Origin of the sequence: Pseudomonas sp. MF6767 (genome assembly GCF_016405475.1) — a bacterium.
In the GTDB taxonomy this organism is placed as follows: Bacteria; Pseudomonadota; Gammaproteobacteria; order Pseudomonadales; family Pseudomonadaceae; genus Aquipseudomonas; species Aquipseudomonas paracarnis.
On sequence record NZ_JAEKCY010000013.1, the window covers coordinates 98,373 to 114,390 of the forward strand.

A 16,018-nucleotide genomic window follows, 5' to 3' on the forward strand; every position below is an offset into this window, starting at 1 on the left:
GGGCGGTCAGTGCGGGTTGGCTTCGGAGGACGTGCGGCCAAAGCGGCTGCGCACTACGCCAATAATCATCGGCACCAGTGACAGCAGGATGATGAACACCACCAGCAGCGACAGGTTCTTCTTGATAAAAGGCACGTTGCCGAAGAAGTAACCCAAGGTCACCAGGCCACCGACCCACAGGATGGTGCCCAGTACGCTGAAGCCGAAGAAGCGCGGATACGGCATCTTGGCCACGCCCGCGACGAACGGCGCGAAGGTGCGCAGGATCGGCAGGAAGCGCGCCAGGGTCACGGTCTTGCCGCCGTGCTTGTCGTAGAAGTCGTGGGTTTTTTGCAGGTAGTCGCGGCGGAAGATCTTGGAGTTCGGGTTGCTGAACAAGCGCTCGCCCGCCGTTCGTCCGATCACGTAGTTGGTGCTATCGCCGAGGATGGCCGCCAGCATCAGCAGGCCGGCCAGCAGGACTGGGTCCATACCGCCGCCAGCCGCTACAGCACCGGCGATGAACAGCAAGGAGTCGCCCGGCAGGAAAGGCATGACCACCAGGCCGGTTTCGCAAAAAATCACCAGGAACAGAATGGCGTAGATCCACGGACCGTAATTGGTTACCAGCATGTCGAGGTAGACGTCGAGATGCAGGATAAGGTCGAGCGGGTTGAAATCCATGGATGGCACCTGTGTGAATAGCCCGACTCAGCGGGCTTGTGCGGAAGCTCAGGCAATAAGGCTACAAGTAATTGTCGCGGTTCTTACAACCCTGAAAGGTCGGCATTATACGGATTGAGAGGTGAAAAGCGTGTGGCTTTTGTAGCGGGGAGTGTCGCGAAATTGTGAAGGGGTGAGGCTTCAAGCCAGTCGCCGGATCCAATGTGGGAGCTGGCTTGCCTGCGATAGCGGTGGGTCATTATGAGAAATGCTCGCTGACACTCCACCATCGCAGGCAAGCCAGCTCCCACAAGGATAGTGCGGTGTCTGGCTGACTGGTTTTCAGTCTTCGTTGATCGGCAACACGTAGTTTTTGAATTCGGTGTCTTCGCGAAACCCAATCGATTCATAGGTCTTCTGCGCCACGTCGTTATCGCTGCTGGTCGATACCCGCAACCGTACAGCGTGGGTGTCCTTGGCCATTTTCTTGGCCGTGCGCATCAGGTTGTCAGCCACCAGTTGCCGGCGTGCGTCCTCGGCCACATAGATGTCGTTGAGGATCCACACTCGCTTGAGCGACAACGAAGAAAAACTCGGATACAGCTGGCAAAACCCCAGCAGCCGCTTGTCGTCATCGTCGGCCAGGGCCAGGTAGATCACCGACTCCTTGCGCCGCAGGCGCTTCTCCAGGAAGGCCCGTGACGAGTCCGGGAACGGCAAGGCCCCGTAGAACTCGCGGTATTTGACGAACAACGGGGTCAACAGGTCCAGGTGTTCCAGGGTCGCTTGAGTAATCCGCATGCCAGGCCTCAACTTCCAAATGGGGTATGACCACACGAGCGGCCGTGACTCGATGCTGCCTAATGACGCCAAAAAGCGCAATCGTGCCGCTAGCGGTCATCTGCCGGGCTGAGCAGGAAATTGCCCTTCATCAGGTCCGGGTCGTCGGATTCGAGGGTCTGAACCTGCGCCTCATCCTTGAGATTGACCCCCGACAACTGCCGGCGACACGCCTCTCGCATCAAGTACAGCAGGCGATGGGCCGCCATGCCATAACTCAAGCCCTCCAGCCGCACATTGGAGATGCAGTTGCGATAGGCATCGGTGAGGCCGACCTTGGGGTTGTAGGTGAAATACAGGCCCAGGCTGTCCGGCGAGCTGAGCCCCGGTCGTTCGCCGATCAGGATCACCACCATCTTGGCGCCCAGTAGCTGCCCGATTTCATCGGCCACCGCCACGCGGCCTTGCTCCACCAGGATCACCGGTGACAAGGACCAGCCTTCGACGTGGGTCTGTTCTTCCAGGCGCGCCAGAAACGGCGCTGTATGTTTATGCACGGCCAGTGCCGACAGGCCATCGGCCACCACGATGGCCAAGTCCACGCCACCGGGCTGGGCCAGGGCGTAGTCGCGCAGCGTTTGCGCCGACTCATCGCTCAGGCGTCGCCCAAGGTCCGGGCGTTGCAGGTAGATGTGCCGGTCCGTGGCGGCGCTGTGCAACAACAGGCTGTCTCGGCCACGTTCGGCCAGTTGGTGGCTGAGCCCGGCGTGATCGAAGGGCAGGTGCACCGCGTCCCGCGCCTGGGCGTGGGCAAACTGGAAGTCCAGTTGGGCGCTGGTGGGAAGGCTGGTGCCGGTGCGGCCCAGGGCAATACGCGCCGGGGTCAGGCGGCGCAGTTCCAGCCACGGGTTGTCAGGCAATTCTGGTTGCACAGTCGGCTCCTTCATCCCAATTGCGCCAAGGCGTGACGAAAGGCCGGTGGCAGGCTGTTGCCAAAGTGCACCTTGCCATCGGCCTGCGTGAAGATGCCCATTTTCGCCAGCCACTGCTCGAACTCCGGCGCCGGTTTTAAACCCAATGTTTGCCGCGCGTACAGAGCGTCGTGGAACGAGGTGGTCTGGTAGTTGAGCATGATGTCGTCGGAGCCGGGGATGCCCATGATGAAGTTGATGCCGGCCACACCGAGCAGGGTCAGCAGGGTGTCCATGTCGTCCTGGTCGGCTTCGGCGTGGTTGGTGTAGCAGATATCGCAACCCATGGGCACGCCGAGCAGTTTGCCGCAGAAGTGGTCTTCCAGGCCGGCGCGGATAATCTGCTTGCCGTTGTACAGGTACTCCGGGCCGATAAAACCGACCACGGTGTTCACCAGAAACGGCTTGAAGTGCCGCGCCACGGCGTAGGCACGGGTTTCACAGGTTTGCTGGTCGACGCCAAAGTGCGCATTGGCCGACAAGGCGCTGCCCTGGCCGGTTTCGAAGTACATCAGGTTCTGGCCCAGGGTGCCGCGCTTGAGGCTCAAGCCGGCGTCGTAACCTTCCTGCAGCACGTTCAGGTTGATCCCGAAACTGGCATTGGCCGCTTCGGTACCGGCAATTGACTGAAACACCAGGTCCAGCGGTACGCCGCGGTTGATCGCTTCGATGGAGGTGGTGACGTGGGTGAGCACGCAGGCCTGGGTGGGGATTTCGTAGCGCTGGATGATCGCGTCCAGCATCTCGAGCATGGCGCAGATCGAGGCGATGCTGTCGGTGGCCGGGTTGATGCCGATCATGGCGTCGCCGTTGCCGTACAGCAGGCCGTCGAGAATGCTCGCGGCGATGCCGGCCGGTTCGTCGGTGGGGTGGTTGGGCTGCAAGCGCGTGGACAAGCGCCCGCGCAGGCCCAGGGTGCCGCGAAACTGGGTGACCACGCGGATCTTCTGCGCCACCAGCACTAGGTCTTGCACGCGCATGATCTTGGACACGGCCGCGGCCATTTCCGGTGTCAGCCCTGGCGCCAATGCGCGTAGGGTATGTTCATCAGCCGCATCGCTGAGCAGCCAGTCGCGCAGGCCGCCGACGGTGAGGTGGCTGACCGCTGCAAACGCCTGTTTATCGTGGGTGTCGATGATCAGCCGGGTGACTTCATCGCTTTCATAAGGAATTAGTGCTTCTTGCAGGAAGTGCTTGAGCGGGATATTCGCCAGCGCCATCTGCGCCGCCACACGCTCACCGTCATTCTGGGCGGCGACACCGGCGAGGAAGTCCCCGGAGCGTGCGGGGCTGGCCTTGGCCATCACGTCCTTGAGGCTGTCGAAGCGGTAGGTTTGAGCACCCACCGCGTGGGAAAAACTTGCCATACAGTGTCTCCTTGATGACGCGGGCCTGCTGTGGGCAAGGCACCGCGTCGAGGTTTTCGGCAGTTAGTGCAGAGCGGCCTCTGCGGCCTGGATCGCCGCGAATTCCTCTTCCGGCGTGCCTGCTACCAAGTGATGCCGGCTGTAGAAAGCAAAGTAAGCAATTAATACTCCATAGATGATCGCCGCGCCAATCACCACACGCGGGTCCACCAGAAAGCCAGCCACCACGGCCACGCAAGCCAGCACCAGCGCCACGCCCGAAGTGAAGATGCCACCCGGCGTGCGGTATGGCCGCTCCATTTTAGGGCGACGGATGCGCAGGGTGATGTGGGCGGCCATCATCAATACGTAGGAAATGGTGGCGCCAAACACCGCCACCAGGATCAGCAAGTCACCCTGGCCGGTCAGCGACAGGCCAAAGCCGATAATCCCGGGGATCACCAGTGCCAATACTGGCGCCTTGCTCTTGTTGGTCTCGGACAATTTGCGCGGCAGGTAACCGGCACGGGACAAGGCAAAGATCTGCCGCGAATAGGCGTAGATAATCGAGAAAAAGCTCGCGATCAAACCGGCCAGGCCGACCAGGTTGACGAAGCTCCCCATCCAGGTGGAACCGCCGTATGACAACGCCAAGGCTTCAACCAGCGGGTTGCCGGATTTGATCAGCGCGTACGTCCCCGCACCGCCCGGCGCGATCACCAGGATCAACAGGGCAAAACTGGTCAGCACCACAATCGCGCCGATCAGCCCGCGCGGCAGGTCGCGCTTGGGGTTCTTGGTTTCTTCAGCGGCCAGCGGCACGCCTTCTACCGCCAGGAAAAACCAGATGGCATAAGGGATCGCGGCCCACACGCCGACGTAGCCGAACGGCAGGAAGCTGCTGGCGCCCTTGGCCTCGGTCACGGGTATATCCAGCAGGTTGGCGACGTTGAAGTGCGGCACCATCGACACCAGGAACACGCCCAGGGCAATCGCGGCGATAGCGGTGATCACGAACATCAGCTTCAAGGCTTCGCCCACACCAAAGATGTGGATGCCGATAAAGATGATGTAGAACGCCAGGTAGATCATCCAGCCGCCAATGCCGAACAACGACTCGCAATAGGCGCCGATAAACACCGCGATGGCGGCGGGGGCGATGGCGTATTCGATAAGGATGGCAGTACCGGTGAGGAACCCGCCCCAAGGGCCGAAGGCGCTGCGGGCAAAACCGTAGCCACCGCCAGCAGTGGGGATCATGGACGACAACTCGGCCAGGGAAAAGCACATGCACAGGTACATGGTGGCCATCAGCAAGGTGGCGAGGAACATGCCACCCCAGCCGCCCTGGGCCAGGCCGAAGTTCCAGCCGGCGTAATCGCCGGAAATAACATAAGCGACGCCAAGGCCAACCAGTAGTACCCAGCCGGCGGCGCCTTTTTTCAGTTCGCGTTGTTGAAAATAATCGGTGCCGACTTTTTCGAAGTCGACAGAAGAACCAGTGGGTTCGCTAGGCATGGGAAGTACCTTTGATTGTTATTGTTTTTAACTCGGCATCTGTGTGCCGAACGAGGTAGCAATTACTGGCGAAGTTCAAGTGTAGGAGCGGGCAAGCCAGCTCCCACACTTGATTGCATTTCAAGTTGGGAGCGGGTTGCTTGTTAAGAGGCTAAGTTAGAAAAAGCCCAACGGATTAATGTCGTAGCTCACCAGCAAGTTCTTGGTCTGCTGGTAGTGATCCAACATCATCTTGTGGGTTTCACGGCCCACGCCAGACTTCTTGTAACCACCAAACGCGGCATGCGCCGGGTACAGGTGGTAGCAGTTGGTCCACACGCGGCCGGCTTTGATCGCCCGGCCCATGCGGTAGGCGCGGTTGATGTCGCGGGTCCACAGGCCGGCGCCCAGGCCGAACTCGGTGTCGTTGGCAATCGCCAGGGCTTCGGCTTCATCCTTGAAAGTGGTGATGCTCACCACCGGGCCGAAGATTTCTTCCTGGAACACGCGCATGTCGTTGGTGCCCTTGAGCAGGGTCGGCTGGATGTAATAGCCGGTGGCCAGGTCGCCCGTGAGCTTCTCGACCTTGCCGCCGGTGAGCAATTGCGCGCCTTCGCCCTTGGCGATTTCCAGGTAGGACAGGATCTTGTCGAACTGCTGCTCGGACGCTTGGGCGCCGACCATGGTGTCGGTGTCCAGCGGGTCACCACGCTTGATCGACTCGACCTTCTTCATCACCACTTTCATGAAGTCGTCGTAGATCGACTCTTCCACCAGAGCGCGGGAAGGGCAGGTGCACACTTCGCCCTGGTTGAAGAACGCCAGCACCAGGCCTTCGGCGGCTTTTTCGATAAATGCAGGTTCCGCTTTCATGATGTCGGCGAAGAAGATGTTCGGCGACTTGCCGCCCAGCTCGACCGTGGACGGAATGATGTTCTCGGCCGCGGCATGCATGATGTGCGAGCCCACAGGCGTTGAACCGGTAAAGGCGATCTTGGCGATGCGCTTGCTGGTGGCAAGGGCTTCGCCAGCTTCCTTGCCGAAACCGTGCACCACGTTCAGCACGCCCGGTGGCAGCAAGTCGCCGATCAGCTCCATCAGCACGCTGATGCCCAGCGGCGTTTGCTCGGCTGGCTTGAGCACCACGCAGTTACCGGCGGCCAGGGCCGGTGCGAGTTTCCACGCGGCCATCAGCAGTGGGAAGTTCCACGGGATGATCTGACCAACCACACCCAGCGGTTCGTGGAAGTGGTAGGCGGCGGTGAGTTCGTTGATTTCCGCGCTGCTGCCTTCCTGGGCGCGGATGCAGCCAGCGAAGTAGCGGAAGTGGTCGGCGGCCAGAGGAATGTCGGCGTTGAGGGTTTCGCGCACGGCCTTGCCGTTGTCCCAGGTTTCGGTGATGGCCAGCAGTTCGAGGTTTTGCTCGATGCGGTCGGCGATTTTCAGCAGTACCCGCGAGCGGTCCTGGGCGCTGGTTTTGCCCCAGGCGTCCGCGGCTGCGTGGGCGGCGTCCAGTGTTTTGTCGATGTCTTTGGCGGTAGAGCGCGGGAAGTCGGCGATGGGCTTGCCGTTGACCGGCGAGGTGTTGGAGAAGTAGTTGCCATCGACCGGCGCCACGAATTCGCCGCCGATGTAGTTGCCGTATTTGGCCTTGAACGAAACGATGGCGCCTTCGGTACCGGGGTGTGCATAACGCATGGTGGGCATCTCCTGCTTTTATGTTTATCGGAGTACAGCGCTGCGAGCGCGTTATAAAGCGTAGAGCAAAGGTCGGGCCATCGCCGTGCGGGCCAGCAGAATCAAGAGGTTGGGCTTTGTTGCAAGGCTTTGCCGTGACGGGAGTGATACAGGCAAGGTGACGGTTTGTGCCATAAACGATACAGCCTGTGACCGGTGGGTCGGGCCGGGATTGCAATGGCCGGATGGCTGGGGGATGCTGGGCGTTCTCACGCAGGGAGAATAATAAGAACATGCATAACGATCATTTCAGTCGCCATGCCCAACAAGTCTTGACCGTCACCCGTGGCCAAGAGCTTTCCCAAGGGCCTGGCAGCGACCCGTCCATCGCCCGTTCCTGGCTGCGCTGCGTGGAGGATTACCACCTCGACCCGGCGCTGACCATCGCGCCCACCGTGCTCGAGCACGGGCGCCTGCTGGAAAGTCGCGAACGCCTGCGCCAAGTGCTGCACATCGCCGGCAGCGAAATGAACAGCCTGCACCAGCAACTCTCCGGCGCCGGTCATGCGGTGCTGCTCACCGATGCGCGTGGGGTGATCCTCAACTGTGTCACCGCGCCGTCCGAGCGCAAGATATTCGAGCGCGCCGGCTTATGGCTGGGCGCAGACTGGAGCGAAGCCTGCGAAGGCACCAACGGCATCGGCACCTGCCTGGTGGAGCGGCAGTCGTTGACGATCCACCGTGACGAGCATTTTCGCGGCCGTCATACCGGGCTGACCTGTTCGGCCAGCCCGGTGTTCGACCCTCATGGTGAATTGCTGGCGGTGCTGGATGTGTCCTCGGCCCGCGAAGCCGTGTCGCGCCAGAGCCAGTTCCACACCATGGCGCTGGTGAACCTGTCGGCCAAGATGATCGAAAGTTGCTACTTCCTGCGCCACTTCGAACACCACTGGCTGCTGCGTTTTCACCTACAGGCCGAGTCGGTCGGGTTATTCAGCGAAGGCTTGCTGGCGTTCGATGGTGAAGGGCGCATTTGTGCGGTCAACCAGAGCGCTCTGAACCTGTTGGGGCAGCTGCGCGGCGGCTTGGTGGGCCAGCCGGTGGAGGCATTTTTCGACTGCTCCCTGGATCAGTTGCTGGGGCGGGCCAGCGCGAATGCCACGGCCAGTTGGCCGCTGCGCACCCGCGATGGCCGGCCTCTGTTTGCAGCGCTGCGAGGCCAGCCGCGCAGTGTGCCGGTACCCATCATCAAGCCGCAGGCGCCACGGCCTTTGGGTATCTGCGTGGGCGACCCGGCGTTGCAAAATGAGCTACGCAAGGCCTCGCGAGTGTTCGAGCGCGACGTGCCCTTGCTGATCAACGGCGAAACCGGCTGCGGTAAAGAAGCTTTCGCCAAGGCCGTGCATCAGGGCAGCCAGCGGGGCGATAAGGCCTTTGTTGCGCTGAACTGTGCGGCGATTCCAGAAAACCTGATCGAGAGCGAATTGTTTGGCTATCGCGCCGGCAGTTTCACCGGCGCCCTTAAAGAAGGCATGCGCGGCAAACTGCAACAGGCCGACGGCGGCACGCTGTTTCTCGACGAAATCGGCGACATGCCCCTGGCGTTGCAAACCCGCCTGTTACGGGTGCTGGAGGATCGCCTGGTGGTGCCTATCGGCGGCGAACCTCAAGCGGTGAACGTGCGCATCATCAGCGCCACGCACCGTAATTTGCTGGAGCGCGTGGCCGATGGCAGTTTTCGCGAAGACCTGTATTACCGCTTGAACGGCTTGGAAGTGGCCCTGCCGCCGTTGCGCGAACGCAGTGACAAGTCGCAACTGTTGGACTTCCTCCTGACCCAGGAAGCGGGCAACGAGCAGGTAATGCTGGACGAACCTGCGCGCCAGGCCTTGTTAGCATTCCAATGGCCCGGCAACCTGCGGCAGTTGCGTACGGTGTTGCGCACGGTAGTGGCGCTCTGTGAGGGCGGGCGAGTCGGTCTTGAAGACTTGCCGGCCCTGATTCGCCAAGCGCAGCCGCAAGGGGCGAGGGTGGATGCGCCGTGCGCCTCGCCGCTGGAGAACGCCGAGCGCCAGGCATTGCTCAACGCGCTGGCGCAGCAGCGCTGGCATATGAGCCATGTGGCTGAACAGTTGGGGGTCAGTCGCAATACGCTGTACCGCAAGTTACGCAAGCATGGCATTTCACGGGGCGCCATGCAGTAAGTGGCGCTGTCGGAGTAACCTGGTTATTGCGAACTGCTCGTTTTTTGCCTCACGCGCTACCTTGAAAGGCGCTGAGCTTAAAAACGCCGGCAGCACGGTTTAAGAGCTCCCTTGTGCCGGATCCTACCGGCGAGCGTTTCGTGCTCAGCTAAAGCGTGCGAACTTTCCCACCCTACGCTAACCTGCCTCGATGTTTACGAGGTCGACTATGCACATTCATATTCTGGGTATCTGCGGTACGTTCATGGGTTCGATGGCGGTTCTGGCCAAAGAGCTGGGCCATCACGTAACAGGCTCCGATGCCAATGTTTATCCACCCATGAGCACGCAGCTACAGGCGCAAGGGATTGAGCTGATCCAAGGTTACGACCCTTCGCAATTCGACCCGGTGCCGGACCTGGTCGTCATCGGCAACGCCATGTCTCGCGGCAACCCGGCGGTGGAATACGTACTGAACAAAGGCTTGCCTTACGTCTCCGGCCCCCAGTGGCTGGCGGACCATGTGCTGCAGGGCCGTTGGGTCCTGGCAGTGGCGGGCACTCACGGCAAGACCACCACCAGCAGCATGCTGGCCTGGGTGCTGGAGCATGCAGGCATGAGCCCGGGTTTCCTGATTGGCGGTGTGCCGCAGAACTTCTCGGTATCGGCGCGCCTTGGGGAGACGCCGTTTTTTGTGATTGAGGCCGATGAATACGACAGCGCCTTTTTCGACAAGCGCTCCAAGTTCGTCCATTACCGCCCACGCACAGCGATCCTGAATAACCTTGAGTTCGATCACGCGGATATCTTCCCTGATCTGCCGGCGATTGAGCGCCAGTTCCACCACTTGGTGCGCACTATCCCAAGTGAGGGCCTTGTCATTCATCCCACCACCGAGCCTGCGTTGCAGCGTGTGATCGACATGGGCTGCTGGACCCCGGTGCAAACTACCGGCGCGGACGGGCAGTGGCAGGCGAGGTTGCTCAGCGAAGACGGTTCGCGGTTTGAAGTGCTGTTCGAAGGCCAGCCCCAAGGCATCGTCGATTGGGGCATGACCGGCCAACACAACGTGGCCAACGCTTTGGTGAGCCTGGCTGCCGCTCGGCATGTTGGCGTGGTACCAGCCATGGGCATTGCCGCCTTGAGCGCGTTCAAGAGTGTGAAGCGGCGCATGGAGAAAGTCGCTGAAGTAAATGGAATTACCATCTACGACGACTTTGCCCACCACCCGACCGCAATTGCCACAACCCTGGATGGCCTGCGCAAGCGCGTCGGCGATGCGCAAATTATTGCCATCGTCGAGCCGCGCTCCAACTCCATGAAGCTGGGCGCGCACCGTGATGGCCTGCCCGAGAGTGTCAACGATGCCGACCAGGTGGTGTGGTATGCGCCGGCCAACCTCGGCTGGGATTTGCCCGCGATTGCTGCGCTATGCACCGTGCCCTCCACAGTCTGCGATTCGTTGGAAGGCATCATTGAGCATGTGAAATCCTTGGCCCAGCCCGGCACCCACGTGGTGGTCATGAGCAACGGTGGCTTTGGCGGCCTGCACGGCAAGCTGGCCGAGGCACTGAAATGAGCGGGCCGGAACGCATCACACTGGCGATGACCGGCGCATCCGGTGCGCCCTACGGCTTGCGCCTGCTCGACTGCCTGGTGCGTGAAGACCGTGAGGTGCATTTTCTGATCTCCAAGGCGGCGCAATTGGTGCTGGCGACTGAGACCGATGTCGCGCTGCCTTCCAAGGTGCAGATGATGCAGGCATTCCTCACCGAGTACACCGGCGCAGCGGCGGGGCAGATCAAGGTTTACGGCAAAGAGGACTGGATGTCGCCGGTAGCCTCAGGCTCCGGTGCGCCAGCGGCGATGGTGGTGGTGCCGTGTTCCACCGGCACCTTGTCGGCGATTGCCACAGGCGCCTGCAACAACCTGATCGAAAGGGCGGCGGATGTGACCTTGAAGGAGCGCCGCCAGTTGATCCTGGTGCCGCGCGAAGCGCCGTATTCGAGCATTCACCTGGAGCACATGCTCAAGTTGTCGAACATGGGCGTGACCATCCTGCCCGCGTCGCCTGGTTTCTATCACCAGCCACAGACCATCGATGACCTGGTGGACTTTGTGGTGGCGCGCATTCTCAACCTGTTGAACATTCCCCAGGACATGCTGCCGCGTTGGGGCGAGCACCATCTGGGCGGCGATGAATAAAGCACTGCTGCTGTTGATGGCGCTGCAACTCACCGGCTGTGCCACAGCGCGTACTCTGGATGCCGCGCAACCGGGCGCCCCGGTGGTGTATGCCGGCACACGCCTGGATCTGTACGCGATCAATGGCGGCTGCTGCGCCAAGGACCGCTTTGGTGCCGAGGCCCCGAGCTATCCCCATCTCGACCTGCCGGCCAGCGCGTTGCTCGATACCTTATTGTTGCCACTGTCGGTGTTGACGGTGCTGGGGGTTGGCTTCAACGCCACGGGCGGACTGTAAGATAAGGGCTACCTGGGTGGATCGTTCCCACGCTCCGCGTGGGAATGCAGTCGGGGACGCTCCGCGTCCCAAGCATGACGCAGAGCGTCATAACCGGCGCTCCCACGCAGAGCGTGGGAGCGATCAGTACAAGCGCTGCACCATTACTTACCGAGCTTGCGCAACTCGTCCGATTCCACCACCCGCACGCCATCCTGTTCTTCCAGCGCCAGGCGCCACATGGCGCGGGCCAGTTCGCAGACTTCAATACCGTGGTACTTACCGGGAATCAGCCGTGACAGCGGCCCGGCCAACTGCTCGGCCAGGCGCGGTTCCAACCGCTCCCCCAGCAGCAGCGATGGACGTACGATGGTCAACTGCGGCCAGTCTTGCGCTCTCAGCGCCAGTTCCATTTCCCCCTTGACCCGGTTGTAGAACACCGAGGATTTCGGGTCGGCGCCAATCGCACTGATCACGATCAGATGCCGCGCGCCCAGTTCCCGTGCGCGCTTGGCGAAGGCCACCACCATGTCCAGGTCGACCGCACGGAACGCCCCTTCCGAGCCGGCCTTTTTGATCGTGGTGCCCAGGCAGCAGAAGGCAATATCCACGCGGCCGCTCAGTTGCGGCAGGAACACCGCCGGGTCGCCCACCGGGTTTTCCAGGCGTGGATGTTCAGCCAATGGTTTGCGGCTCGGTGCCAGCACGCGGGTCACGGTGGGTTCGTTGAGCAGGCGGTCGAGCAGGTGTTCGCCAGTGAGGCCGGAAGCCCCGGCCAGCAAGATATGCTGCGGTGTCAGGTACATGGTGTTTCCCCCTTGTTACACGTTACAGCTTAGTTGCCTTTGGCTTCCTTGCTATTCATTGAGACGCTTTCGAGCGCCTTTCGTGCCTGCTGTTTACGTAATAATTGCCAATGGGCGATCACGCCTTTAGGGGCCCAGATCTGCGGTTCGGAGGCTTCGAAGTTGTCCGCCTGTTCGCGTTCGGCCACGTGCAGTTGCGCCAGTTTGAAGGCGTGTTGCAAATCATCCGTCTGGTTGAAAGCTTGTGCGAAAAGGGCATCACCGAAGTAGGTGAAGTCTGCTTCTTCCGAGCAGCCGAATGACACGCGGTCTGCACGGGAGGCGGTCATGATCAGGGTGCGCTCATCTTTGAGCGCCGGTATGAAACCGCCGGAGTAACACGCGGAGATCACGATGACCTTGTCGCGGTTTTTCAGCGGTGCGAGCACGGCGGCCAGCTCGTCGGCGGGCAGGTCGGCCAGTTCCATGCGCGGTTGGTCGAGCACCAGCTCATGCTCATGGGTGCCATGGCTGGTCATGTAAATGAACACCAGGTCTTCCGGTCCGGTCCGTTCGGCCAGGGTTTGCACCGAGCGGCGCAGGCTTTCGCGGGTGGCCAGGGGGCGGTCGGCGATATGGTCGCGGTGGTTGACCAGGCGCACCTGCCCGCGCGCGCCGAAGCGGGTGGCGAGCAGGTTGCTGACGTAATCGGCCTCGCGCAGGAACACGCTTTGCTTGCCGTCGCCCGCCAGCACCAACGTGTATAGCTCGACGGCCGGAGTGGACGCGGGCACTGTCGCCAGGGCGTCATCGAGCAAGCGGCCTTGAGCCAGTATGCCGGTCTCCAGAGGGTCCGGCAGCAGCTTGCCCTCGGCGTCGCGCACGCGCAGGCCGTTGACCCAGGTGCCGGACTGCACGGTGCCGTCGGTGAGTACCAGGGTGCCACGGCCTTGATAGTTGTCGCTGTCGAAGCCACCGATATAGAAACTGCCATCGGTGAGGTTCAGGCGCCCTTCGCCGGTAAAGCGCCAGTCACTGAACTGGCCGACATAGTGGCTGCCATCGACCCCGATCAATTCGCCTTTGCCGGTCAGCGCGCCTTCCTTGAACTGGCCGATCCACACATCACCGTCGGCGTTCTCGTAGCGGCCTTTACCGTTGAGCTGGTTCTGCTTGAATTGGCCGACATAGATATCGCCTTCGGCGCTATTGAAAGTGCCATTGCCTTCCAGTTGTCCATCGACAAAGCGGCCGCTGAACTGGTTGCCGCTGTCGTCATTGCGCTGGCCTTCGCCATTGGGCTTGCCGTGGGCGAACTGGCCCTGGTACTGACTGCCGTCGGCCAGTTCCAGGCGGCCGAGGCCTGAGTACTGGTCGTCCTGGAATTCGCCGCGATAAGTCATCTGCCCTTCTTTGAGGGTGCCTTCGCCGTTGCGTCGGCCGTTCTTGAAACCGCCCACGTAGCTGCTGCCCGAGGTGGTCAGGCTACCCTGGCCGTCAAACAGGCCCTGCTTGAATTCACCTTTATAGACTTCGCCATTGCTGCCATGCCATTCGCCCTGGCCGTGCCACTGGCCTTTGTCGAACTGGCCGGCGTACCAACTGCCATTGGGGTAGTCCACACGGCCTTGGCCTTGCAGCAAACCGTTGACCACATCGCCACGGTAGCGGCCGCCATCGGGCAAGCGCGCATCGGGCGGCAACAGCGATTCGCCGTCTCCGCAAGCGGTGAGCAACAGGGCAAGGGCAAGGGGAGCGAGTGGGCGCATAGCGGGATCCGGATAATTGAGCGCCGAGTATGCCGTAGCCGGGGTGCCGAACCTAGTGGTCTATGCGCAGGATCCATCACCTGTAGGAGCGGGCTTGCCCGCGAAAACTCACAGGCGCCGCATTTGTTCAGCAAGCACGCGTTATCGCTGACGACCTTCGCGAGCAAGCTCGCTCCTACAGTGGGGGTGTGGCGATCATACGAAGCAGAGTGACAGCGACTCGGCAATGTAGGCCGGCTTTTCCTGGCCTTCGATTTCCAGGGTGGCGGTGGCCTTGAACAGCCATTGGCCCGGTTTTTTCTCGGTGACGTCAGTGAGGGTGACGTTCAGCCGCACCTTGGAGTTCACTTTCACCGGCTGGATAAAGCGCACGCTGTCCAGGCCGTAGTTGACGGCCATCTTCAAACCTTCGGGCATGATCAGGATGTCTTCCATCAGCTTGGGCATCAGCGACAGTGACAGGAACCCGTGGGCGATGGTGCTGCCGAACGGGGTTTGCGCCGCCTTGACCGGGTCGACGTGGATGAACTGATGATCGCCGGTGGCTTCCGCGAACAGGTTGATACGCGCCTGGTCGATGGTGAGCCATTCGGAACGTCCCAGTTCCTTGCCGACGTAATCTTTGAGCTGCGCTACGGGTACATAGGGCATTGCGTCTCTCCTTGGTTCATCACTTATGTGCCCGTTGATAAGGGGCGTTTTTATGGGTTACAGAGAACCAATGTAGATCATCATGGGCAATCAGCCTGGTCAACCCAACATGCTTTTGGCGAATGCCGGAGCATAGGGCGGGCATGCTTATAATGCGCGCGAGTTTTGAGGGGGGAGAGCGGGATGCTGTTACGTGGCCTGACCTGGCTGGTGCTGTTTCAAATGATCGGCACCGCGATCAATCATTTGCTGGTGCCGGTACTCCCGGGGCCGATCATCGGCTTGTTGCTGATGCTGGGCTTTCTGGTCTGGCGCGGTGAAGTCGGCGAGCCCCTGAGCCTGGCGGCCGGCAGCCTGTTGCGTTACCTGCCGCTGCTGCTGGTGCCGCCGGCCGTGGGAGTGATGGTGTATGCCAAGGACATCGTGGCGGATTTCTGGGCCATCGTCGGGGCGTTGGTGTTGTCGCTGGTGATCGCCATGGGCTTTGTCGGTGTGCTGATGCAGCAGATGGTCAAGCGCAAGGAGAAGGACCAATGATCCTCGACTGGCAGGGCGCCTGGACGGCGGTCATTCATCACCCGCTGTTCGGTATCGGTATCACCCTGGGTGCCTATCAACTGGTGCTGGCGGGGTTCGAGAAAACCCGCTGGATCTTCCTGCAGCCGGTGCTGGTGTCGATGCTGCTGGTGATCGGCGTGCTGCTCACCTGCGGGCTGAGCTACGCCGAATACCGCAAGAGCACCGAGATCATGGGCATCCTGCTGGGGCCTGCGACCGTGGCCCTGGCGGTGCCGCTTTATCTGAACCTGCGACGGATTCGCCAATTGTTCTGGCCGATATTTACTACGCTGGTGGTAGGCGGGGTATTGGCCACCGGCCTTTGTGTGGCGTTGGGATGGTGGTTCGGGGCCGAGCACAGGGTGCTGATGACCATGGCGCCCAAGTCGGTCACCTCGCCGATTGCCATGCTGGTGGCCGAGCAGATCGGCGGCGTAGCGGCCTTGGCGGCGGTGTTTGTGTTGATCACTGGGGTGGTCGGCGCGATGATCGGTCCAGCGCTCTTGTCGCGCCTGGGTGTACGCAGCCCCGAAGCGCGCGGCATGGCCCTGGGCATGACCGCCCACGCCGTCGGCACCTCGGTGGCCCTGCAGGAAAGCGAAGAATGCGGCGCCTTCGCGGCGCTCGCCATGAGTTTGATGGGCGTGGCCACGGCGGTGTTCCTGCCGTTGGCGGTGTCGGTCATTGTTTAACCCAGG

At 61.4% G+C, this 16,018-nt stretch carries 15 protein-coding genes; 6 read left to right on the forward strand and 9 right to left on the reverse strand.

The window, feature by feature from the left end:
- Positions 1 to 6: 6 nt before the first annotated feature.
- From JFT58_RS20085 to exaC, 6 genes are all read right to left on the reverse strand, one after another.
- On the reverse strand, positions 7 to 663 hold the full coding sequence (locus tag JFT58_RS20085) for a DedA family protein (RefSeq protein ID WP_003194521.1): 657 nt from the start codon (positions 661 to 663) through the stop codon (positions 7 to 9).
- Between the two features lie 321 nt (positions 664 to 984).
- Entirely contained in the window at positions 985 to 1,443 is a 459-nt protein-coding gene (locus tag JFT58_RS20090; RefSeq protein WP_014720105.1) for a GNAT family N-acetyltransferase, read from the reverse strand.
- Between the two features lie 89 nt (positions 1,444 to 1,532).
- Complete coding sequence (gene eutC / locus JFT58_RS20095; RefSeq protein WP_054896915.1) at positions 1,533 to 2,369, reverse strand: ethanolamine ammonia-lyase subunit EutC; 837 nt, start codon at positions 2,367 to 2,369, stop codon at positions 1,533 to 1,535.
- Complete coding sequence (locus JFT58_RS20100) at positions 2,366 to 3,760, reverse strand: ethanolamine ammonia-lyase subunit EutB (RefSeq protein WP_054896914.1); 1,395 nt, start codon at positions 3,758 to 3,760, stop codon at positions 2,366 to 2,368. Before JFT58_RS20100 ends, eutC begins: the two co-directional genes overlap by 4 nt.
- Before the next feature lie 63 nt (positions 3,761 to 3,823).
- Complete coding sequence (eat, locus tag JFT58_RS20105) at positions 3,824 to 5,257, reverse strand: ethanolamine permease (RefSeq protein WP_054896913.1); 1,434 nt, start codon at positions 5,255 to 5,257, stop codon at positions 3,824 to 3,826.
- A gap of 156 nt (positions 5,258 to 5,413) precedes the next feature.
- Complete coding sequence (gene exaC, locus JFT58_RS20110; RefSeq protein WP_198834503.1) at positions 5,414 to 6,934, reverse strand: acetaldehyde dehydrogenase ExaC; 1,521 nt, start codon at positions 6,932 to 6,934, stop codon at positions 5,414 to 5,416.
- Between the two features lie 272 nt (positions 6,935 to 7,206).
- Between exaC and JFT58_RS20115 the strand changes: the two genes are divergently transcribed.
- The 4 genes from JFT58_RS20115 (at position 7,207) to JFT58_RS20130 (ending at position 11,578) form a co-directional block, all read left to right on the forward strand.
- Positions 7,207 to 9,117, forward strand: coding sequence for a sigma-54-dependent Fis family transcriptional regulator (locus JFT58_RS20115; RefSeq protein ID WP_054896911.1), 1,911 nt, complete (start codon positions 7,207 to 7,209; stop codon positions 9,115 to 9,117).
- 208 nt (positions 9,118 to 9,325) lie between these two features.
- Complete coding sequence (mpl, locus tag JFT58_RS20120; protein ID WP_103299397.1) at positions 9,326 to 10,675, forward strand: UDP-N-acetylmuramate:L-alanyl-gamma-D-glutamyl-meso-diaminopimelate ligase; 1,350 nt, start codon at positions 9,326 to 9,328, stop codon at positions 10,673 to 10,675.
- On the forward strand, positions 10,672 to 11,301 hold the full coding sequence (gene ubiX / locus JFT58_RS20125) for a flavin prenyltransferase UbiX (RefSeq protein ID WP_032895136.1): 630 nt from the start codon (positions 10,672 to 10,674) through the stop codon (positions 11,299 to 11,301). Before mpl ends, ubiX begins: the two co-directional genes overlap by 4 nt.
- Entirely contained in the window at positions 11,294 to 11,578 is a 285-nt protein-coding gene (locus JFT58_RS20130) for a YceK/YidQ family lipoprotein (protein ID WP_003194502.1), read from the forward strand. The genes ubiX and JFT58_RS20130 overlap by 8 nt, the downstream gene beginning before the upstream one ends.
- Before the next feature lie 143 nt (positions 11,579 to 11,721).
- Here the strand turns inward: JFT58_RS20130 and JFT58_RS20135 are convergent, their stop codons facing one another.
- The 3 genes from JFT58_RS20135 to JFT58_RS20145 all read right to left on the reverse strand — a co-directional run bounded on the left by JFT58_RS20135 (position 11,722) and on the right by JFT58_RS20145 (position 14,762).
- Positions 11,722 to 12,363, reverse strand: coding sequence for an oxidoreductase (locus tag JFT58_RS20135; RefSeq protein WP_054896194.1), 642 nt, complete (start codon positions 12,361 to 12,363; stop codon positions 11,722 to 11,724).
- A gap of 29 nt (positions 12,364 to 12,392) precedes the next feature.
- Positions 12,393 to 14,111 carry a C13 family peptidase gene (locus JFT58_RS20140; protein ID WP_054896193.1) on the reverse strand — a complete coding sequence of 573 codons (1,719 nt, stop codon included), beginning with the start codon at positions 14,109 to 14,111 and terminating at the stop codon, positions 12,393 to 12,395.
- 195 nt (positions 14,112 to 14,306) lie between these two features.
- Positions 14,307 to 14,762, reverse strand: a complete 456-nt coding sequence (locus tag JFT58_RS20145) for a MaoC family dehydratase (RefSeq protein ID WP_003194496.1) — start codon at positions 14,760 to 14,762, stop codon at positions 14,307 to 14,309.
- Between the two features lie 183 nt (positions 14,763 to 14,945).
- On the opposite strand from JFT58_RS20145, the gene JFT58_RS20150 reads away from it, so the two are divergent.
- Entirely contained in the window at positions 14,946 to 15,299 is a 354-nt protein-coding gene (locus tag JFT58_RS20150) for a CidA/LrgA family protein (protein WP_054896192.1), read from the forward strand.
- Positions 15,296 to 16,012: an LrgB family protein gene (locus tag JFT58_RS20155; protein ID WP_034126899.1), complete on the forward strand. Its 717-nt coding sequence runs from the start codon at positions 15,296 to 15,298 to the stop codon at positions 16,010 to 16,012. Before JFT58_RS20150 ends, JFT58_RS20155 begins: the two co-directional genes overlap by 4 nt.
- Positions 16,013 to 16,018 lie beyond the last annotated feature (6 nt).

Excerpts from the sequence above, each read along its gene's own strand:
- JFT58_RS20085 (WP_003194521.1), bottom strand. The coding sequence starts at position 663 with ATGGATTTCAACCCGCTCGACCTTATCCTGCATCTCGACGTCTACCTC.
- JFT58_RS20090 (WP_014720105.1), bottom strand. The coding sequence starts at position 1,443 with ATGCGGATTACTCAAGCGACCCTGGAACACCTGGACCTGTTGACCCCG.
- eutC (WP_054896915.1), bottom strand. The coding sequence starts at position 2,369 with ATGAAGGAGCCGACTGTGCAACCAGAATTGCCTGACAACCCGTGGCTG.
- JFT58_RS20100 (WP_054896914.1), bottom strand. The coding sequence starts at position 3,760 with ATGGCAAGTTTTTCCCACGCGGTGGGTGCTCAAACCTACCGCTTCGAC.
- eat (WP_054896913.1), bottom strand. The coding sequence starts at position 5,257 with ATGCCTAGCGAACCCACTGGTTCTTCTGTCGACTTCGAAAAAGTCGGC.
- exaC (WP_198834503.1), bottom strand. The coding sequence starts at position 6,934 with ATGCGTTATGCACACCCCGGTACCGAAGGCGCCATCGTTTCGTTCAAG.
- JFT58_RS20115 (WP_054896911.1), top strand. The coding sequence starts at position 7,207 with ATGCATAACGATCATTTCAGTCGCCATGCCCAACAAGTCTTGACCGTC.
- mpl (WP_103299397.1), top strand. The coding sequence starts at position 9,326 with ATGCACATTCATATTCTGGGTATCTGCGGTACGTTCATGGGTTCGATG.
- ubiX (WP_032895136.1), top strand. The coding sequence starts at position 10,672 with ATGAGCGGGCCGGAACGCATCACACTGGCGATGACCGGCGCATCCGGT.
- JFT58_RS20130 (WP_003194502.1), top strand. The coding sequence starts at position 11,294 with ATGAATAAAGCACTGCTGCTGTTGATGGCGCTGCAACTCACCGGCTGT.
- JFT58_RS20135 (WP_054896194.1), bottom strand. The coding sequence starts at position 12,363 with ATGTACCTGACACCGCAGCATATCTTGCTGGCCGGGGCTTCCGGCCTC.
- JFT58_RS20140 (WP_054896193.1), bottom strand. The coding sequence starts at position 14,111 with ATGCGCCCACTCGCTCCCCTTGCCCTTGCCCTGTTGCTCACCGCTTGC.
- JFT58_RS20145 (WP_003194496.1), bottom strand. The coding sequence starts at position 14,762 with ATGCCCTATGTACCCGTAGCGCAGCTCAAAGATTACGTCGGCAAGGAA.
- JFT58_RS20150 (WP_054896192.1), top strand. The coding sequence starts at position 14,946 with ATGCTGTTACGTGGCCTGACCTGGCTGGTGCTGTTTCAAATGATCGGC.
- JFT58_RS20155 (WP_034126899.1), top strand. The coding sequence starts at position 15,296 with ATGATCCTCGACTGGCAGGGCGCCTGGACGGCGGTCATTCATCACCCG.